The organism is Nonomuraea solani (genome assembly GCF_900108335.1).
In the GTDB taxonomy this organism is placed as follows: domain Bacteria; phylum Actinomycetota; class Actinomycetes; order Streptosporangiales; family Streptosporangiaceae; genus Nonomuraea; species Nonomuraea solani.
Map to the genome: position 1 here is coordinate 1 of NZ_FNVT01000015.1, position 19,150 is coordinate 19,150.

The window sequence follows — 19,150 nt, forward strand, 5'->3', positions numbered from 1 at the left end:
GGGGGTGGGTGGTTCGGGGGCCGAGGTGGCTCCTGTGGCCGGGCGGCCCTGTTGGCGGGTGGGTGGTTTCGGTTCTGGGGTTGGGGTCGTAGATTCGGCGGATGGACCCGGTTGAGCTCTTTCGTCAGGTGGCGGCGACCGTTCCCGCCTACCGCAGGTTTCTGGTCGAGCAGGGTGTTGAGGTCGCAGATGTCGTGACGTTGGAGGATTTCGCCCGGCTGCCCATGACCAGCAAGGAGAGCTACACCCGGCGGCACCCGCTGCCCGACCTGTGCCGGGACGGGAGGATCGGGGACATGATCGCCGTGTCGTCCGGCTCGACGGGGGTGCCGGGGTTCTGGCCGCGGTCCGTGAGCGACGAGCGAGTGATCGCCGAGCGGTTCGAGGAGGTCTTCCGGGACTCCTTCGGCGCCCGCGAGCGGCGTACGCTGGCCGTCGTCTGTTTCGCCCTGGGCACCTGGGTGGGCGGCCTGTTCACCGTCAGTTGCTGCAGGCACCTGGCCGAGCGGGGGTATCCGATCACCGTGGTGGCTCCGGGGAGTGACCGGCGGGAGATTCTGCGGGTCCTTCCCGAGCTGGCCCCGCACTTCGATCAGGTGGTTCTGCTGGGATATCCGCCGTTCTTGAAGAACCTCATCGATACCGAGGACCTGCCGTGGCGGGAGTGGGACGTCAAGCTGGTCACGGCGGGTGAGGTGTTCAGTGAGGAGTGGCGAGCGCTGGTCTCCGAGCGGGCCGGAATCAGGGATCCGCTGCGTGGGATCGCGTCCCTGTACGGCACGGCCGACGCCGGTGTGCTGGCCAATGAGACGCCGCTGTCGGTTGAGATCCGCCGGTTTCTGGCGGGGCGGCCCGAGGTGGCCAGGGAGGTGTTCGGTGAGTCCAGGTTGCCCAGCTTGCTGCAGTACGACCCCGGGGTGCGGTTCTTTGAGGAGCATCAGGGCACGCTGCTCTTCTCGGGTGACAACGGGATTCCGCTCGTTCGCTACCACATCGCCGATGAGGGTGGCCTGGTGCCGTACGAGGATCTGCTGGGCTTTGTCCGGCGGCATGGGTTCGAGCCGGGTGAGCAGGGGCCGCGGCGGCCGTTCGTGTACGTCTTCGGGCGCGCCCACTTCACGGTGTCCTACTACGGCGCGAACGTCTACCCGGAGAACATCGCCATCGGGCTGGAGCAGCCGGAGGTCAGTGGCTCGGTGACGGGCAAGTTCGTCATGGAGGTGACCGAGGACGCCGACCACGACCGGCACCTGACCGTGACCGTGGAGCTGATGCCCGGTGAGAAGCCCACCGAGGGAATCGCCCAGGCGGTGGGCGCGTCGATCCTGGCCCAACTGCTCCGGCTGAACAGTGAGTTCGCCAACTATGTGCCGGTCGCGCAGCAGACGCCGTTCGTCCGGTTGCGGGAGTCGGGCGATCCCGAGTATTTCCCGCCGGGTGCCAAGCATCGTTACACCCGGTAGGTCCGCATCACGGCTGTTCTGCGCCGTACCCCGGCGGGGTCTGTGAAGAGCGGACGAGACCAGCTACATGATGGAGCCGCTGTCAGCGGTCGCGGAGCGCCGTCGTTTCCCCACGCCGCGGGCGCTTCGCCGAGCGGGCGTTCCGGGTCAGCCCTCCCGGCGTACGACCACCAGGGCGACGTCGTCCTCGCGCGCCCCGAACGCCCCCAGCATCCGCTCGGCGAACTCCTCCAGGTCGTCCTCGACGGTCTCCGCGAGCCGCCGGGCGTGCTCCAGGCGGTCGTCGAGCGAAATGTGGCGATCCTCCACGAGCCCGTCGGTGAACAGCAGCATCGTGCCGCCCGGCGGCAGCTTCAGCCGGTCGACCTGGTAGTCCTCCGGCAGCGCGCCGAGCAGCAGGTTGCCCAGGGAGTGGTAGGCGGAGCCGGGCCCGGCGAACAGGGGCGGGATGTGGCCGGCGTTGCCCACCTCGACCTCGCCCGTGGCCGGGTCGATGAGCATCAGGCACAGCGTGGCGGTCATGCGCGGGTGGTAGCGCCGCATCATCCGGTTGAGCAGGTCGAGGGAGGCGCTGAGATCCATCTGCATGATGAAGGAGGCCCGCATGGCGTGGCGCAGCTCCGCCATCACGGTCGCGGCGTGCAGCGAGTGGCCCTCCACGTCGCCGATCGCCACCAGCACCCGGTCGCCGATCGGCAGCACCTCGTAGAAGTCGCCGCCCACCTCGATGTTGTCCACGGCCGGCTGGTAGCGCAGCGCCACCCGCAGGCCGGGCACCTCGGGGATGCGGGTGGGCAGCAGGCTGCGCTGCAGGGTCAGCGCGATCGCGTGCTCCTCGGTGTAGGCGCGCAGCGCGTCGACCGCCAGGGCCAGTTGCTGGCCGAGCTGGCGCAGCAGGTTCACCTCGTCGGCGTCGAGCGCCGGCCGCGCCTCCACCCCCAGGTAGATGGGCGCTCTGGCGTTCTTGGTACGGCACAGCACGCCCGTGCTGCTGCCCTCGATCTGCACATCCGGTAGGAGCCCGCGCCAGTCTTCGGCGTCCAGGGTGAACACGTGGGTACGCGCGGCCTCCCGCTCCACCAGCCGGCCGAGCCGGTCGAGCAGGCCGGGGGCGGCGTTGTGGGCGGTGGCCACCTCGCCGGGACGGGCCCGGAAGCGGCGCGTGCGCCCGTCGGGCAGCAGCGCCAGGGTGCCGCAGAAGCGGCCCAGCACCTTGGCCGAGCCCTCGACCGCGACCGACAGCAGCGCGTCGAACGACTCGGCCTCGTTCATCCGCAGCGTCACGTCGGCCAGCCCGGCCAGGCGCTCGGCCATGAGCTCGGCCCGCCACCGCGCCCGGTAGTAGCGGAGCATGGCCTCCACGGTCGCGGCGAACTCGGCGGGCTCGATGGGCTCGGCGAGGTACGCGTCCGCCCCGCGCTCCAGCCCCTCCGCGCGCTCGCGCACCGAGATGGCGTTGGCCGACACCTGGATGACGGGGATCGCGGAGGTCGCCGGGTCGGCCTTGATCCGCTCGCAGACCTCGTAGCCGGGGATGTCGGGCAGCCGTACGTCCAGGACGATCAGGTCCACGTGGTGCGCGGTGAGCGTCTGCAGCGCCTCCTCGCCACCCCCGGCCTCGATCACCTCGTGGCCGGCGCGGCGCAGCCAGCTCGACAGGATGTACCGCTTGGTCGGCGTGTCGTCGACCACCAGGACGATTCCCGGCTCAGTCATCCCGTACCCCTCTCGCGCTGCGAATGGCCTGGAGTAACTGCTCCCTGCGCAGCCCGTGCTTGGACAGGACCGGCCTGCTGTCGGGGGCGCGCTGCGGCGCGATCGTGACCACGACCACGGGGATCCGGCTCAGCCGCTCGTCCTCGGCCATGCGCTGGAGCAGCACGTTGCCGTCCACCCGTGGCATGAGCATGTCGACCAGGATCACGTCGGGCGGGCTGACCGCCATCAGGTCGAGTGCCACGGCGCCGTCGGCGGCCTCGTCAACCCGGGTGGCGAAGCCGTGCAGCATGCGGCGGGCCGAGGCGCGGAACGCCTCGTCGTCGTCGGCGATGAGCACCCGGCCCAGCTCGGGCGGGCCGCTGTAGTGCGGCAGCCGCAGCGTGGCCGTGGTGCCCTCGCCCGGCCGGCTGTCCAGTTCGAGCGTACCCCCGAGCGCCTCGGCGAGCCTGCGCGCGTACGGCAGGCCCAGGCCGGTCCCCCGGTAGCGGACCTGGAGGGTGCCGGGGACCTGGAAGAAGTCCTCGAACACGCGGGGCAGGTGCTCCGGCGCGATGCCGATGCCGGTGTCGGTGACCGTGATGACGACCTCGTCCTTCGTGTCGTCCGGGTGGGCCCGCAGGGTCACCTCGCCGCTCTGGGTGAACTTCAGCGCGTTGGACAGCAGGTTGCGCAGGATCCTGAGCAGCATGCCCTCGTCGACGTACAGCTCGGCGATCTCCGGCGCCACCTCGTGGCGCAGCTCGACCCCGGCGCGCTCGCTGGTCGGGCGCATCGTCACGTGGAGCTGGCCAGCCATCCGCGCCAGGTCCACCTCGGACGGCTGCGGGTCCAGGCGGCCCGACTCGGCCTTGGCCATGTCGAGCAGCTCGCTGACGAGTTCGAGCAGGGTCTCGGTCGAGGTGCCGATGAGCCGCACCTGGTGCGCCTGCTCCTCGGTCAGCGGTTCGCCGCCGGGGCCGGTCAGCAGCCTGACCAGGCCGATCACGGAGTTGAGCGGGGTGCGCAGCTCGTGGCTGACCGTGGCCCAGAAGCGGTTCCTGGCGTCGCCGGCCTCGCGGAGCAGGCTGGACTTCTCGTCCAGCTCGGCGTACAGGGCGACCACGCCCCTGTTGGTCTCCTCGAGCTCGTCGGAGAGCTGGTTGTACATCGCCAGCACGCCGGTGTTGGTCTCCTGCAGCTCGGCGTTGAGCCGCAGGACGTCCTCCAGGGTCTCGGCCAGCTCTCTGTTCTGCTCCCTCAGCTCCTCGAGGGCGGAGACCGGCGCGAGGCGGGCCAGTTTGTCGCGGATCTCCTCGACCGGGGCGGGCCGCGGGTGCGGCCGCAGCCGCTTGGCGAGCGTGACGCGCCCGCCGTCCAGCGTGACGCCGTCGACCAGCCGGGCGGCCAGCGTGAGGCCCTCGGAGTCGGCGAGGCCGGTGGGCCGCGTGTGCTCCAGGGTGATCAGCAGCTCGTGCTCGCCGAGTTCGAGCACCGCGCTCGCACCCGGCCCGAAGACCTCTCTGCCGACCTCGCTGAGCGCCGTCGCCACCCGGATCTGGTCCTGCGACTCCAGCCCGGTCAGCTCGGCGGCGGCGCGGCCGAGGCGGCGCAGCACGAAGACGTCCTGGTCGGTGGCGATCCTGACCCGGATCAGCTCAATGGTCGCCATGACGCGGCCTCACCGTCACCACGCACGCGTCGTCCCGCCTGCTGCCCGCCTCGCGCAGCAGCCCCGCGGCCACCACCGCCGGGGTACGGGCGAACAGGCCGGGCAGGGCCACCGGGTCCCAGCGGTCGGTCAGCCCGTCGGTGTGCAGGACCACGGTGGCGTAACCGGGCACCTCGTAGGAGAACTGGCGCAGCCGCCCCTTCTGGTATCCGGCGATGCCCGGCACCGACACCATGCCCTGGCGTCCCTGCGCGTGCGCGACCCAGCCGGAGACGTTGCCGAGCCCGGCGAACAGCACGGTGTCCCGTTCGACGCGGGCGACGGCGACCGCTCCCCCACGGGTGCCGTTCATCCCGGTGTGCAGGCGGTCCACGATCTCCACCGGCTCCCGTTCGGAGATCTCCATGAACAGCTTGACGGCCGCCTGCGTGGCCTGCGCCGCGATGAGACCGTGGCCGAGCCCGTCGCAGACCAGGACGGTCGTGGCGGAGCCCGTTTCGGCGATGGCGAAGCCGTCGCCGCACACCATCTCCTCGCCGATGGGCCGGGTCAGGCCGCTGGCCCGCTGCGGCGGGCGGGCGGTGGCGCCGGCGGTGAAGTGCACGGCCAGCACGGTGCCCTTGCCGGGCACGGAGTGCACGTCATAGCCGGTGGCGATGCGGGCGATGGCCCCCATGCCGATGCCGAGCGTGCCGGAGGTGGAGTAGCCGTCGCGCAGGGCGCGGGCGATGTCGGCCATGCCCGGCCCCCGGTCCACGGCGATGAGCTCCACCGTGGCGGGAGCCTCGGGGTGGAAGCGCACCATGACGGCTCCCTGGACGGCGTGCTTGACGAGGTTGGACACCGCCTCGCTGACGGCCACGGCCGTCTGCCCGATCAGGACGGCGTCGAACCCGGCCTCTTCGGCGAGCTCGACGGCCTGCCTGCGCACCGCGCCGACGGCACTGGGATCTTCGGCGCGGACCCACTCTCCCATCAGCCGGCTCGTCACCTGGCCCACTTCGTCACCGTCACGGTCGTGCCCTTTCCCGGCGCGGACAGCAGGTCGAACTCGTCGACCAGCCGCCGCGAGCCACCGAGGCCGAGACCCATGCCGGTGCCCGTGGTCCAGCCGTCGGTGAGAGCCTGCTCGAGGTCGGGAATGCCGGGCCCTTCGTCGCTGAAGACCAGTTTGAGGCCGCGCCTGGGCCCGTTCTCGACGACCAGGATACGCACGTCTCCCCCGCCGGCGTAGACCAAGGCGTTACGGGCCAGCTCGCTGGCGGCGGTGACGATCTTGGTCTGGTCGACCAGGGACAGGCCCACCTCGATGGCGACGCTCCGCACCGCCTGGCGCACCGCGACGACGTCGGCGCTGCTCGCGATGCCGATCTCCCGCTCGGCGCTCACGGGGTCGCGCTCCTGATGTGGTCCAGGAGCGCAACCCCTTTCTCCAGGTTGAGCGCCGTACGGACGCCGCCGAGCGAGAGCCCGAGCTCCACGAGGGTGATCGCCACGGCCGGCCGCATGCCGACCACCACGGTCTGCGCGTCGAGCATGTCGCACACTCCGGCGATCGTGGCCAGCATCCGGCCGATGAACGAGTCGACGATCTCCACCGCGGTGATGTCGATGATCACCCCTTTGGCGCCGTGGTCGACGACGGCGTCGGCCAGGTCCTCCTGCAGGGCGAGCACGCCCTGGTCCTCCAGATCGATCTGGATGGAGACGATGAGGACGTCGCCGAGCTTGAGGATGGGGACTCGCTGCACTACACGTTCTCCGCTCGAATGGCGATGCGCCCGCCCTGCGCACCGGACACCTGGACGCCCCCGCGCTTGAAGGCGTGGGCGAGCGCGTCGGCCAGCGACGCCTTGGTCACGATGTCACCGAACTCGATGCCGAGGGTGACGATGGTGTGCGCGATCTGCGGGCGGATGCCGGAGATGACGCACTCCGCGCCCATCAGCCGGGCGGCGACGACGGTCTTCAGCAGGTGCTGGGCGACCTGGGTGTCGACGGCCGGGACGCCGGTGATGTCGATGACGGCGTGCTCGGCGCCGGTGTCCACCAGCGTCTGCAGCAGCTTCTCCATGACGACCTGGGTCCTGGCGGAGTCGAGCGTGCCGACCAGTGGCACGGCCACGATGCCCTCCCACAGCTTGACCACCGGGGTGGACAGTTCGAGGAGCTGCTCGGCCTGGTCGAGGATGACCTTCTCGCGGGCGGTGGCGTACGACTCGAACGTGAACAGTCCCAGGTCGTCGATCAGCCTGGAGAACCAGATGAAGCCGCGCATCGACTCGGCCTCCGAGTCGGCCTCGACGAACTCGTAGAGCGCCTCCTTCAGCCCGAACACCGCCCTGGCGGTCTCAGAGGGAGTGAAACCGGCCCGCGCCCGCGAGCGGGACAGCTCGGCCAGCAGGCCGCGGACGTCGGCGAAGTCGTTCTTGCCTTCGTCGATGGCGGCGATGAGCGCGCGGTAGAGCTCGTTGAGCTCCTCCGACGGCGCCTTGGCGATCTGAGTCCAGCGACGGATGAGCTGCTCTTCGTTGTCGCGCAGCAGTTCTTCTACGCGTCGCCTGGCTACATCGGCATGAACGGACAAGGATCACTCCAGAGACGGCGGCTGGCATGTGCTCGTATGTTAGTGCGATTTTTCGGACATCAGGGACTCCCAATTCGCCACCCCTTGACTTCCCGGTTTCTGGGTAGATGAGAGGGAACAGGGCTTTTGATGACACCGTGTCGTCATCAGCTTGACGCCGGCCGCAGACGTTTGTGACACTGTGTCAGGAAACGTCAGCGCAACCAGAGGTGGGCCGTGACCACGCCGTTCTCCGAAATCCTGAAGAACGCCACCTGGGGCGACCACGAGTCGGCCGAGTCGGAAAACTACCTCTCGGAGCTCATGAGCGGGCGGTTGACCGAGCACGAATACGGCGAGATGGTCGCCCAGCACTATTTCGCGTACGTGGCCCTCGACGGCGCCTCGCGCGACCTGGCCGACCACCCGGTGGCCGGGCGCTTCGTGTTCCCCGAGCTCTACCGGGAGCGGGCGCTGGAACGCGACCTCTTCACCGTGTACGGGGCGGGCTGGCGCGACCGCATCCAGCCGTCGAAGGCCACCCGCACCCTCGTGGCCCGCATCCACCAGGTGGCCGACTGGCCCGCCGGCTACATCGCCCACCACTACACCCGCTACCTGGGCGACCTGTCGGGCGGGCAGTTCATCCGGATGGAGCTGCAGAAGATCTACGGCTACGCCAAGGGCGGGGGCGTGGACTTCTACATCTTCGACGAGCTGGGCAGCCTGCCACGGTTCAAGACCGAATACCGGTCGCGGCTCGACGAGCTGGACCTGGACGAGCGGGAGCGGCAGCGGATGATCCGCGAGGTCAAACTGGCCTACCAGCTCAACACCGAGGTCCTGACCGAGCTGATGCACGTGGTGAAGGCCGCCGCCTGACCCGGTCTACGGGGCGCAAGGGTCGCGCGGAGGGGTGATGTGTCGCCCTCGTTCAGGTGCGGGCAGGCGGTGTGCGCCTACCATGGGCGTATGCCCCGCATTTCGGCCGCCACCATCGGCGAGCACCGCGCCCAGACGCGCGACCGGATCCTGCAGGCCGTCTCGCGCCTGTCGCGGGTGCAGGGCATCGACGCCATCTCCCTGACCGACGTGGCCGGGGAGGCCGGCATCACCCGGACGGTCCTGTACAACTACTTTCCCGACAAGGCCGCCCTGCTGCTCGCGTTCACCGAGCGGGTCACCCAATACTTCATCGACAGCTACGAGCGGGAGCTGCCCGCCGGGGCCTCGCCCGCCGAGCGGCTGCGGGGGTTCATCAGGCTGCAGCTCGACGGGCTGCTCGCCCATCCGCATCCCGGCGCGGCCGATCTGAGTGCGGCGCTGGGGCCCGATGCCTATCAGCGGCTGGCCGAGCATGTCGCGCCCATGCAGCGGGTGCTCATCGACATCCTGGAGAGCGGAATCGCGGCCGGAGACTTCCGGGTGCTCGACGTGGCGGCCACCGCGCGGATGATCCTGGCCGTCCTGGGGGCCGAGCGGTTGCCACTGATCAGCGGGGACGTGACGGTCGAGGCGGCCGGGGAGCTGGTGTCGGAGTTCGTGCTGCGGGCGCTGGGGAGCGGGCCGGACGCGCCCCCAGAGTGATCTCGGGCCGACGCCGGTGACAGGATTGGCCCATGACGACTCGCCCGGAGGAGACGCACGGCCACGTCGAGCTCAAATCGGCGCGCGGCCGGTGGATTCTGGCGGCGACCGTGCTCGGGTCCGGGCTGGCGCTGCTCGACAGCACTGTGGTGAACGTGGCGCTGCCGTTTCTCGGCAGGGAGCTCAAGGCGGACATGGCCGGGCTCCAGTGGACGATCAACGCCTACACCCTCACCCTCGCCGGGCTGATCCTGCTGGGCGGCTCGCTCGGTGACCGGTACGGCCGGCGCAAGATCTTCCTCATCGGCGTCGTCTGGTTCGCCATCGCCTCCGCCCTGTGCGGCGCGGCGCAGAACATCGAGACGCTCATCGCGGCCCGCGCCCTGCAGGGCATCGGCGGGGCGCTGCTCACGCCGGGCTCGCTGGCGATCATCCAGGCGTCGTTCGTCCGCCACGACCGGCCGCGCGCCGTCGGCATCTGGTCGGGGCTCGGCGGGGTGGCCAGCGCCATCGGGCCGCTCCTGGGCGGGTGGCTGGTACAGACGGCCGGCTGGCGGTGGGCGTTCCTGCTCAACCTGCCGTTCGCGGTGCTCATCGTGTTCGTCACGGTGCGGCACGTGCCCGAGAGCAGGAACGATGAGGCGGCGGGCCGTTTCGACGTGCTCGGGTCGGTGCTGGCGGCCCTGGCGCTGGCCGGGATCACCTACGGGCTGATCGAGCGGGGCGCGCCGCTGCCGCTGGTCGCGGGGCTGGTGCTGGGGGTGGCGTTCGTGTGGACGCAGATCCGCCGGTCGCCGGACGCGCTCGTGCCGGTGGGGATGTTCCGCAATCACGTGTTCACGGCGGTGAACGTGGTGACGCTGATCATGTACGCGGCCATGGGCGTGGTGTTCTTCCTGCTCGTGGTGCAGCTCCAGGTGGTGTCCCGGTTCACCCCGATCGTCGCCGGGCTGTCGATGCTGCCGGTGACGATCCTGATGATGCTGCTGTCCGGCCGGGCCGGCGAGATCGCGAAGCGTTACGGGCCGCGCTGGCCGATGACGTTCGGGATCCTGGTGGCCGGGGCCGGGTTCGTCTGGATGAGCACGATCGGCTTCGGATCCTCGTACGTGCTCCAGGTCCTCCCGGCGGTGACCGTCTTCGGGATCGGGCTGTCGGCGGCGGTCGCGCCGCTGACGGCCACCGTGCTGGCCACGGCCGAGGAGAGGTACGCGGGCACGGCCAGCGGCGTCAACAACGCGGTCGCCCGCACCGGCAGCCTGCTGGCCGTGGCCGCCGTGCCGCCGCTGGTCGGGCTGGTGGGCGACGCGTTCGAGAACCCGGCGGTGTTCGACGCCGGGTTCCGGCAGGCGATGCTGATCAGCGCGGGGATGATGGTGGTCTCGGCGCTGATCACGTTCCTGACGATCAGGAGCAACGTCCTGGCCGTGGACGACTGACTCTCAGAACGCCGACTCTCAGAACGCCGACTCTCAGAACGCGAAGGGCTGGGCGCGGACGCTGTTGTCGAAGTTGGACAGGAGCAGCTCCGGCTCGCCGACCGAGCGGATCTCGGGCAGCCGGGTCAGCAGCTCGCGGAACATCGTGCGCATCTCCTGCCTGGCCAGGTTGGCGCCCAGGCAGAAGTGCGGCCCCGGGCCGCCGAAGCCGACGTGCGGCTTGGCGTCGCGGGTGATGTCGAACGTGTCGGCGTGCGGGAAGACCGTCTCGTCCCGGTTCGCGGAGCCGTAGAAGAGCACGACCTTGTCGCCCTGCTTCAGCTCCAGCCCGCGCAGCGAGTAGTCCTCGGTGACCGTGCGCCGGAACTGCATGATCGGCGACACGTGGCGGACCATCTCCTCGATGGCCCCGTTGATGTGCGCGTCGAAGTCGCTCGTCAGCAGCTCGCGCTGCGCCGGGTTGTCGGTGAGCAGCTTGATGCCGTGGGCCATCGTGTTGCGGGCCGTCTCGTTGCCCGCGACCAGCAGCAGCGCGAAGAACGAGCCGAGCTCCTTGTCGGTGAGCTTCTCGCCGTCGGGGTTGGCGTTGACCAGCAGCGAGACGAGGTCGCCCTTGGGGTCGGCGACGCGCTCGTGGCCGAGCTTGATGACCATGCGCTGCAGGGCGAGCAGGGCCAGCATGTTCTGGCCGGCGAGCTGGACGCTGCGGGCCAGGCTGGGGCGTACGCCGGTGTAGGCGGTGGAGACGTCGACGTGCTGGTGGACCTTGGCCCGCAGCTCCTGCGGGATGTCCAGCATGTCGCAGATGACGTGGATGGGCAGCCGGGCGGCCACCTGGGCGACGAAGTCGCGCGGGCCGTCCTTGACCACGTCGTCCACGATGCGGGCGCACGCGGCCTCGATGTCGCTCTGCAGCCCCGACAGCATCTTCGGGCTGAACGAGCGGGTGACGATGCGGCGCAGGCGGGCGTGGCGCGGGTCGTCCATGTTGACCATCGACTCACCGAACACCTGCTTCACCCAGCCCGGCGGCTCCGGGTTGGTGACGGCGGGCTCGCTGGAGAAGATCTTGGCGTTGCGGCTGGCCTCGACCACGTCCGCGTGTCGCACGAGGGCGTAGAAGCCCTTGCCCGAGCGGAGCAGCGGCACCTTCTTCTCAGGGAAGAACACCGGATGCTCAAGCTGTCGGAGCCGGGCGAACGCCTCGTTTCGCTCTTTGAGCGGTTTACGCCAGAAATCCAGATCCGCGAGGTCGATGTCCACCCGACCATCCTGGCACGTTCCCGCGCCTCGGCAGGCCCTCGGAACGGTGACGGCCGATGTGCATCCCGCTCTCCTGGGGCGTTCTCATCCCGTTCAGGCCCGGTTCGGCGTGAACGGACATGAATTCCGGTATGAATGCGCTGCTCGCCGCCTGCCTGGTTCTTCCTCTCGCTTCCGGTACGGCCCCCGCCGCCACGCGGTCGTGCGGCGGCCACCCGCTCGACTTCGACGCCGACGGCCGCCCCGACCTCGCCGTGGCCGCCCCCTACGACGCCTCCAGGGCCGGTTCCGTCACCGTCATGTACGGATCGGGCAAGAAGGCCAAGCTCACCCAGCCGGGCGCGGAGCCCGGCGACTCGTTCGGATCGGCGCTGGCCGTCGGCGACTTCAACGGCGACAAGTGCGCCGACCTGGCCGTCGGGGTGTCGGAGGAGTTCACCGGGGAGCGGGTGCCCGGCGGCGACGGCAACGGCGTGGTGCAGCTCTACCAGGGCTCCCCCGACGGGCTCGTCGCCGGGAAGGAGCTGGCGCCGGCCAAGGCGGGCAGCGACCGGTTCGGGGCCTCCCTGGCGGCCGGGGACCTCGACGGGGACGGCAAGGACGAGCTCGTCGTCGGCGCGCCGAGCCATCGGTCGGGCGGGGCGGTGACGGTGTACTGGATGAAGGGCCGCAAGCCGTACCAGATCACGCAGAAGACGCCCTGGGTGCGGCAGGCGGCTAGCGTCACCGACCAGTGGGGCGCGGCGCTGGCGACCGGCGACTTCGACGGGGACGGGCGGGACGAGCTGGTCGTCGGCGCGCCCGCGGACAGCGTGAAGGTGGACGGGCAGGGCTCGGCGACCGTGGTGGACGTGCGCGGCAGGCGGGCGCGGCTGCTCACGCAGAGCACGCCGGGCATCAAGGGCGCCTCGGAGAAGTGGGACAACTTCGGCGCCGCGCTCGCCACCGGCGACTTCAACGGCGACGGCCGGTCCGACCTGGCCATCGGGGTGCCGGGCGAGGGGATCAGCGCGAACCAGCGGGCCATGGACTACGGCGACGGGACCGTGGACGTGCTGTACGGCTCGCGCGGCGGCCTGCGTACCGACAGGACCGAGGCGTGGTCGCAGAACTCGCTGGAGGGCAAGCCCCGCTACTACGACCGGTTCGGGGCGTCGCTGGCGGCGGGCGACTTCAACGGGGACGGCAAGGACGAGCTGGCCATCGGCGTGCCGGGCGAGAAGGCCGTCCAGGTGCTGGCCGGGCGGGCGTCGGGCGGGCTGACCCGGGTGGGCAACCTGCTGATCAAGGGCAAGGGGCGCGACTTCGGGGCCTCGGTGGCGGTGCTGCCGGGCTGGGGCGAGCGCTATCGGGCGCTGTCGAAGCGGCGGCCGGTGTACGGGCTGGTGGTGGCGGCTCCCGATCAGGGGCTGGTGATGTACGTGCCGGGCAAGCGTGCGCCGGGGCTGCGGCTGGGTAAGGTGCGGCAGGTCGGTACGGGGCCGGGACTGTACGGGTATGCCTTCGGCTGATCTCAGGCGGGCAGGATCACCCGGAACAAGGCCCCCTTTCCGGGCATGCCCTCCGCCACGATGACGCCCCCGTGCGCCTCCACCAGCGTGGCCGCGATCGACAGCCCCAGCCCGGACCCGCCCGCGCTCCGCGCCGGATCGGCCCGGTAGAAGCGCTCGAACACCCGCTCCGCCACCTCGGCCGTGAACCCGGGCCCCTCGTCGGCCACCTCGACCACGGCCTGGTCGCCGTCCACGCCCACCCGCACCTGGAAGGCCGTGCCGGGCGGCGTGTGCGTGAGCGCGTTCGTGACGAGGTTGTTGATCACCTGCCCGAGCCGCGGCTCGTCGCCGGTCACGATGACGTCCCCTTCGCCGCCGAACAGCCGTACCAGCTCGATCCTGCGGTCGGGCGCCAGCGTCTGGGCGTCGATGACGGTGGTCGCGGCCAGGCTGAGCAGGTCGACGGGCCGCCGGGCCAGCTCGCGCCGCTGGTCGAGCCGGGCCAACAGGAGCATGTCCTCCACCAGCAGCCCCATCTTCGCCGCCTGGCCCTCGATGCGGTGCAGCAGGCGTACGGCCTCGGCCAGGTCCTTCTCCTCCCCCAGCCGGTACAGCTCGGCGAACCCCCTGATCGAGGTCAGCGGCGTGCGCAGCTCGTGCGAGGCGTCGGCCATGAACCTGCGCATCAGCTCCTCGGAGCGCCGGGCCGCCCTGGCGGACTCGCGGGCCGCGTCGGCCGCCGCCTCCCGCTCGCGTACGGCCATCTCGATCTGGGTGAGCATGGTGTTGAGCGAGCGGCCGAGCTTGCCGACCTCGGTGGTGTCGGCCCAGAGCGGCACCCGGCGGGCGAAGTCGCCGCCCGCGATGTCGTTGGCGGTACGCGCGATCTCGCCCAGGGGGCGCAGGCTCCGGCGTACCAGCCAGTGGCAGGCGAACCCGAGCACGACCAGCGTGCCGCCGCCGCCGACCCCGACGATCAGGAGGAGCTGTGACACCGTGCCGTCCACGTCGCCCAGGCTGATCGCCATCACCCGGCTCTCGCCCTCGCGGACGGGCACCGCCACGACCCGCCAGCTCGGGCCGCCCGTCCCGCGCGACTCGACCGTGAACGGCCGCCCTCTGAGCCGCAGGACGTCGTCGAACGTGAGACGGGGCAGGGCGGGCCGGTACTCCTCGGTCGACTCGCTGATCGTCCTGACCGCGGTGCCCTGGGAGTCCAGCACGACGCCGTGGAACAGGCCGAAGTAGCGCTGCGGGCGCGGGTTGGGGCGCGCGTCGGGCGGCGGGGGCACGTCGCGCCACGGCACGGTCGCGGCGCGGAGCTGCTGGTCGACGCGCTCGACGAGATAGCCGCGCAGCAGTCGTACGGCGAACAGGCCGGTCAGCGTGATGGCCAGGGTGACCAGCACGAGCGTGACCGACAGCAGCCGCAGCCAGAGCGGCGCCCTGGCCAGGTGTTTGCGCAACCGGCTCATATGCGGGGCGGGCGCAGGATGTAGCCGACCCCGCGCAGCGTGTGCAGATATTTGCGCTCGCCGGTGTCGACCTTGCGGCGCAGGTAGGAGACGTACGACTCCACCAGGCCGACGTCGGTGCGCCAGTCGCCGTTCCAGACGTGGTCGAGGATCTGCGTCTTCGACAGCACCCGGCCCACGTTGAGCATGAAGTAGCGCAGCAGGCGGAACTCCGTCGGCGACAGGCGCACCGGGATGCCGTCCCGCCAGACCTCGTGGCTCTCCTCGTCCAGCTCCAGGTCGGCGACCTGCATGCGGTTCGGCGGCGGGGTGCCCCTGCGGGTCCTGCGCAGCACGGCCCGGATCCTGGCGATGGTCTCCTCGAGGCTGAACGGCTTGGTCACGTAGTCCTCGCCCAGCCCGAGCCCGGCGAGCCGGTCCTCGGGGGTGTCCTTCGCGGTCACGAACAGCACGGGGACCCGGCGGCCGCGGGAGCGCAGCCTGCCCGCGACCGCCAGGCCGTCCAGGTCGGGCAGCATCACGTCGAGCATCACCAGGTCCGGTGTGCTCTCCTCGGCCACCCGCAGGGCCTCCTTGCCGTCGGCCGCGGTCAGCACCTCGAACCCGGCCATGCGCAGGCTGGCCGAGAACAGCTCCCTGATGTTGGGTTCGTCGTCGACCACCAGCAGCCTGGCCTCGGGTTCGGTCATCGCGGGCCGCCTCCCTGGGTGCCCTGAGTGCCCTGAGTGCCCTGGGTGATGGAGGTGGCGGTCATGGAGCCGTCGTCGCCCTGGCGGCCGCGTACGACGACCTGGGTGCCGGTCTTGAGGTCGGTCAGTTCGGCCTTCTCGCTGACGGTGATGGCGGTCTCGCCGGTGGTGTTGACGGTCACGGTGGCGCCGTCGCCGGTCTTGACGTACAGCCTGCCGTCCTCGATCTTCTCCACGGTGCCCATGGTGCCGCCGCCCATCCGCTGGCCCTCTCCGGGTTGTTGCCCGAAGCCGCCCGGGCGTTGCGCGTACCCGCCGCCGCCCATGGGGCGCTGCTGGGCGCCGGCCTGGGGTCCTTCGGGAGGGGCGCCGAACACGGTGTTCGCCTGGATGCCGATGAGGATCCCGGCCACCAGGACGACGCCGGCGCCCAGCGCGAGCGTGAGCTTCGAGGTGCTCTTGCCGGGCTGGACGGCGAGCTCGTCCCGCAGGTCGTCGGGGAACGGCGAGGTGTCCAGCTTGTCCATGTCCTTCTCCTTACTCATGGCGCAAGGCCTGGATCGGCCTCAGTTTGGCCGCCCGGTTGGCGGGATAACTGCCGAAGAACAGCCCGATCCCCACCGACACGCCCAGCGCCAGCGCGACCGACGACGGCACGAGGACCGGCTCGATGCCGGCGATGGTGAACCTGGTCCCCACGTACGCCACCAGCACCCCGGACAGCCCACCCACCAGGCTCAGCAACGTGGCCTCCAGCAGGAACTGGCCCAGGATGGCGCTCCTGGGCGCGCCGATGGCCTTGCGGATGCCGATCTCGCGGGTGCGCTCGGTGACGGTCACGAGCATGATGTTCGTGATGCCGATGCCGCCCACCAGCAGCGAGATCGCGGCGACGGCACCCAGCAGCACGGTGAAGGTGCCGGTCGCCTCACTGACGGTCTCCTGCAATGTGGCCTGGTTGAGTACGCGGTAGTCGGGGTTGTCGTTCGTGATGCCGTGTCGTTGGTTGAGGATAGCCGTGACCTCGGCCTGCGCCGTCGTGGTGGCCTCCGCGCCGGTCGCCTGCACGACGATCTGGTTCAGCGAGCCGAACCCGCTCAGGCTCTGCTGTACGGCCGGCAGCGGCGCGATCGCGATGTCGTCCGCGTCCTGCATACCGGTGGAGCCGGCCTCCTTCAGCACGCCGACCACCGTGAACGGCACCCCGGACACGCTGACCTGCTTGCCGATCGGGTCGAGGGTGCCGAACAGCTCCTCCGCGACGGTCTGCCCGAGGACCATGACCTTCCTGGCGGCCAGCACGTCGTCGTTGAAGAAGTACGTGCCCTTGGCGACGGGCTTGTTGACGGCCTCGAAATAGCTCGGGTACGTGCCGACGAACTGCGCGATCGCGTGGCTGGCGGCGCCGTACGCCGACGTGGCGGAGGCGGCGGTCACGACCGGCGAGACGGTCTTGACCGACGGCGCGATCGTCTTGTCGGTCAGCGCCTTGGCGTCGGCGAGGCTGAGCTGCCTGGCCTGTGTCCGAGGCCCGCTGTTCCCGCCGCCGCCCCCTCCCGGAGCGCGCATCCCGCCGCCGCCCCCGCCCGAGAAGGACGGCGAGATGGTGAGCGTGTTGGCGCCCAGGCGCTGGATGTTCTGCTGGATGCTCTGCGAGGAGCCCTCGCCGACGGCGACCAGCAGGATGACCGCGGCGACGCCGATGAGGATGCCGAGCGTGGTCAGCGAGCTGCGCATCTTGTTGGCCAGCAGGCCGCGCAGCGCGAAACGGAGAATTTCGAGGCGGTTCACCTGACGGCCGCCTCTTCTGACGGCCGCAGCCTCGGTGGCGGGCCGTCCACCGGGGCCTGGCGGCGGTCCTCCACGACCTCGCCGTCCACCAGCCTGATCACCCGCTTGGCGTGCGCGGCCACGTCGTCCTCGTGGGTGATGAGCACGATCGTGCGGCCGGACTCGCTGAGCCGGTCCATGATGGCCAGGACGTCGCCGGTGGAGGCGGTGTCGAGGTTGCCGGTCGGCTCGTCGGCCAGCAGCAGGGCGGGCGCGGTGACCAGCGCCCTGGCCACGGCCACGCGCTGCTGCTGGCCGCCGGAGAGCTGGTTGGGCTCGTGGTGCACGCGGTCGGTCAGCCCGACCTGCTCCAGCGCGGCCAGGGCGCGGGCGCGCCGCTCGGCCTGGCCGACGCCGCCGTACACGAGGGGCAGTTCGACGTTCGCGAGCGCGCTCATGCGCGGGATCAGGTTGAACGACTGGAAGACGAAACCGACCCTGCGGTTGCGCAGGATGGCGAGCTGGTGCTCGTCCAGGCGGCCCACGTCGGCGCCGTCGATGAGGTACGTGCCCGAACTGGGGATGTCGAGGCAGCCGAGGATGTTCATGAGCGTGGACTTGCCGGAGCCGGAGGCGCCCATGATGGCCAGGTAGTCGCCTCGTTCGACGTCGAGACTGATGCCGCGCAGGGCCCGTACCCTGGCGTCGCCCTCGCCGTACTCTTTGACGAGGTCGCGTACGCGCAGGACCGGCGCCCGCTCCGGGGGGTTCATCGCCCGCCGCCCGGCATGCCGCCGCCGCCCGGGAAGCCGCCGCCGCCGAACTGGCGCTGGCCGCCACCGCCGCCTGTGGTGGTGCCGGTCGAGGTCGCCGGGGGGACGATCTGGTCGCCTTCCGACACGCCCGACTTGATCTCGGTCGTGGCGGTGCCGCGCACGCCGACCTCGACGGCCGTCCTGGTCTGCGTACCGTTCTTGAGCAGCGTCACCGACGTCTGGCCGCCGCTGGTGGAGATCGCGGTGGAGGGGACGGTGACGACGTTCTCGGCCTGGCCGACCACGACCTCGACGGTGGCGGTCTGCCCCAGCCTGACCTGGCTCGGGACCTTGGTGAAGGTGACCGTGACCGGGTATTGGACGACGTTGTCGCTGGTGGCGGCGACGGGCTCGATCTGGGTGACCTCGCCGGTGGCGGTCACGCCGGGCAGCGCGTCGAACGTGACCGTGGCCTCCTGGCCCTGCTTGAGCCGGCCGACGTCCGACTCGGTGAAGGTGCCGACGAGCTGCAGCTTCGTGGTGTCGGCCAGCTCGATGAAGCCGCTGGAGCTCTCGCCCGATGACTCGCCTGACGACTGGGACGTGCTCTGCCCGCCGCTCGACCCGCCCCCGCTGGAGCCGCCGACCGAGCCGTTCACCGCCGTGATCGTGCCCTTGAACGGGGCCTTCAGCACGGTGGCGGCCACCGCGCGCTGGGCCTCCCGGTAGGCGTTGCGGGCCTTGATGTAGGAGGCGTACAGGGCGGCCGTGTCCGTGCCGTCGGCTACGGCGCTGTCGTACGTCGCCTTGGCCGCCGACAGGCTCTCCTGTACGGCCGCGTCGTCCAGCCTGGCCAGGAGATCGCCCTTGGCGACCTTGTCGCCCGCCTTGACGTAGATCTTCTCCACGGTCCCGCTCGTACCGAACGACAGCGCTCTCGCCTGGGAGCTCTCGACCGCGCCCGAGGCGGACACCGCGGCGGTCACGGAGCCTCGGCTCGCGGTCACCGTCCGGACGGTCGTCTCCCCCGCGGCCTGTCCTGTGCCGAGCTGTGCGTAGGCGAGCCCGGCACCGCCCAGCAGGAGCACCGTGAGCGCTCCGTTGGTAATCAGCGCTCTGCGCCTGATCGACACCTTCACAGCCGGTGACCCTTGCACACCAGGCTGCGCCGCAGCCGCGAGCAAGCTGAACGTTCGCTGACAGCCCGTACGTCTCCGGACGCGTACAGGTGACTCTTAGGGTGCTCGCAGCCTGGCCCGATCTTGCCCCGCCAGGATGGGCGG

General features: G+C 70.8%; 18 protein-coding genes. 5 read left to right on the forward strand and 13 right to left on the reverse strand.

Features of this window, described 5'->3' with window-relative positions:
• The first annotated feature begins 101 nt into the window (after positions 1-101).
• Positions 102-1,463 (forward strand): phenylacetate--CoA ligase family protein, encoded by a 1,362-nt coding sequence (locus tag C4V41_RS39865; RefSeq protein ID WP_103961206.1) that lies wholly within the window; start codon positions 102-104, stop codon positions 1,461-1,463.
• Positions 1,464-1,610: 147 nt separating this feature from the next.
• Here the strand turns inward: C4V41_RS39865 and C4V41_RS39870 are convergent, their stop codons facing one another.
• From C4V41_RS39870 to C4V41_RS39895, 6 genes are read right to left on the reverse strand one after another with little or no spacing between them, the layout of a single operon-like run.
• Entirely contained in the window at positions 1,611-3,179 is a 1,569-nt protein-coding gene (locus C4V41_RS39870; RefSeq protein ID WP_103961207.1) for a fused response regulator/phosphatase, read from the reverse strand.
• Complete coding sequence (locus tag C4V41_RS39875; RefSeq protein ID WP_103961208.1) at positions 3,172-4,830, reverse strand: ATP-binding response regulator; 1,659 nt, start codon at positions 4,828-4,830, stop codon at positions 3,172-3,174. Before C4V41_RS39875 ends, C4V41_RS39870 begins: the two co-directional genes overlap by 8 nt.
• Positions 4,817-5,806 (reverse strand): ATP-binding SpoIIE family protein phosphatase, encoded by a 990-nt coding sequence (locus tag C4V41_RS39880; protein WP_103961414.1) that lies wholly within the window; start codon positions 5,804-5,806, stop codon positions 4,817-4,819. Before C4V41_RS39880 ends, C4V41_RS39875 begins: the two co-directional genes overlap by 14 nt.
• An 11-nt stretch (positions 5,807-5,817) precedes the next feature.
• Entirely contained in the window at positions 5,818-6,219 is a 402-nt protein-coding gene (locus C4V41_RS39885) for an anti-sigma regulatory factor (RefSeq protein WP_103961209.1), read from the reverse strand.
• Positions 6,216-6,581: an STAS domain-containing protein gene (locus C4V41_RS39890; protein WP_103961210.1), complete on the reverse strand. Its 366-nt coding sequence runs from the start codon at positions 6,579-6,581 to the stop codon at positions 6,216-6,218. Before C4V41_RS39890 ends, C4V41_RS39885 begins: the two co-directional genes overlap by 4 nt.
• Complete coding sequence (locus C4V41_RS39895; RefSeq protein ID WP_103961211.1) at positions 6,581-7,417, reverse strand: STAS domain-containing protein; 837 nt, start codon at positions 7,415-7,417, stop codon at positions 6,581-6,583. Before C4V41_RS39895 ends, C4V41_RS39890 begins: the two co-directional genes overlap by 1 nt.
• A 216-nt stretch (positions 7,418-7,633) precedes the next feature.
• Between C4V41_RS39895 and C4V41_RS39900 the strand changes: the two genes are divergently transcribed.
• The 3 genes from C4V41_RS39900 (at position 7,634) to C4V41_RS39910 (ending at position 10,422) form a co-directional block, all read left to right on the forward strand.
• Positions 7,634-8,278: a biliverdin-producing heme oxygenase gene (locus C4V41_RS39900; RefSeq protein ID WP_103961212.1), complete on the forward strand. Its 645-nt coding sequence runs from the start codon at positions 7,634-7,636 to the stop codon at positions 8,276-8,278.
• A gap of 90 nt (positions 8,279-8,368) precedes the next feature.
• Positions 8,369-8,983, forward strand: a complete 615-nt coding sequence (locus tag C4V41_RS39905) for a TetR/AcrR family transcriptional regulator (RefSeq protein WP_103961213.1) — start codon at positions 8,369-8,371, stop codon at positions 8,981-8,983.
• 32 nt (positions 8,984-9,015) lie between these two features.
• Positions 9,016-10,422: an MFS transporter gene (locus C4V41_RS39910; protein WP_103961214.1), complete on the forward strand. Its 1,407-nt coding sequence runs from the start codon at positions 9,016-9,018 to the stop codon at positions 10,420-10,422.
• A 33-nt stretch (positions 10,423-10,455) separates the two neighbouring features.
• Here C4V41_RS39910 and C4V41_RS39915 read toward each other — a convergent pair whose 3' ends face one another.
• Positions 10,456-11,685 carry a cytochrome P450 gene (locus tag C4V41_RS39915; RefSeq protein WP_103961215.1) on the reverse strand — a complete coding sequence of 410 codons (1,230 nt, stop codon included), beginning with the start codon at positions 11,683-11,685 and terminating at the stop codon, positions 10,456-10,458.
• 131 nt (positions 11,686-11,816) lie between these two features.
• Between C4V41_RS39915 and C4V41_RS39920 the strand changes: the two genes are divergently transcribed.
• Positions 11,817-13,196, forward strand: a complete 1,380-nt coding sequence (locus C4V41_RS39920) for an FG-GAP and VCBS repeat-containing protein (RefSeq protein ID WP_103961216.1) — start codon at positions 11,817-11,819, stop codon at positions 13,194-13,196.
• A gap of 2 nt (positions 13,197-13,198) precedes the next feature.
• On the opposite strand, the gene C4V41_RS39925 is transcribed toward C4V41_RS39920, so the two are convergent.
• The 6 genes from C4V41_RS39925 to C4V41_RS39950 are packed head-to-tail and all read right to left on the reverse strand — an operon-like array spanning position 13,199 to position 19,006.
• Complete coding sequence (locus C4V41_RS39925) at positions 13,199-14,653, reverse strand: sensor histidine kinase (protein ID WP_103961217.1); 1,455 nt, start codon at positions 14,651-14,653, stop codon at positions 13,199-13,201.
• Positions 14,650-15,342, reverse strand: coding sequence for a response regulator transcription factor (locus C4V41_RS39930; protein WP_103961218.1), 693 nt, complete (start codon positions 15,340-15,342; stop codon positions 14,650-14,652). Before C4V41_RS39930 ends, C4V41_RS39925 begins: the two co-directional genes overlap by 4 nt.
• Positions 15,339-15,869, reverse strand: coding sequence for a DUF5666 domain-containing protein (locus C4V41_RS39935; protein WP_103961219.1), 531 nt, complete (start codon positions 15,867-15,869; stop codon positions 15,339-15,341). Before C4V41_RS39935 ends, C4V41_RS39930 begins: the two co-directional genes overlap by 4 nt.
• Before the next feature lie 10 nt (positions 15,870-15,879).
• On the reverse strand, positions 15,880-17,133 hold the full coding sequence (locus C4V41_RS39940) for an ABC transporter permease (RefSeq protein WP_103961220.1): 1,254 nt from the start codon (positions 17,131-17,133) through the stop codon (positions 15,880-15,882).
• Positions 17,130-17,885: an ABC transporter ATP-binding protein gene (locus tag C4V41_RS39945; RefSeq protein ID WP_103961221.1), complete on the reverse strand. Its 756-nt coding sequence runs from the start codon at positions 17,883-17,885 to the stop codon at positions 17,130-17,132. Before C4V41_RS39945 ends, C4V41_RS39940 begins: the two co-directional genes overlap by 4 nt.
• Positions 17,882-19,006 carry an efflux RND transporter periplasmic adaptor subunit gene (locus C4V41_RS39950; RefSeq protein WP_235030675.1) on the reverse strand — a complete coding sequence of 375 codons (1,125 nt, stop codon included), beginning with the start codon at positions 19,004-19,006 and terminating at the stop codon, positions 17,882-17,884. Before C4V41_RS39950 ends, C4V41_RS39945 begins: the two co-directional genes overlap by 4 nt.
• Positions 19,007-19,150 lie beyond the last annotated feature (144 nt).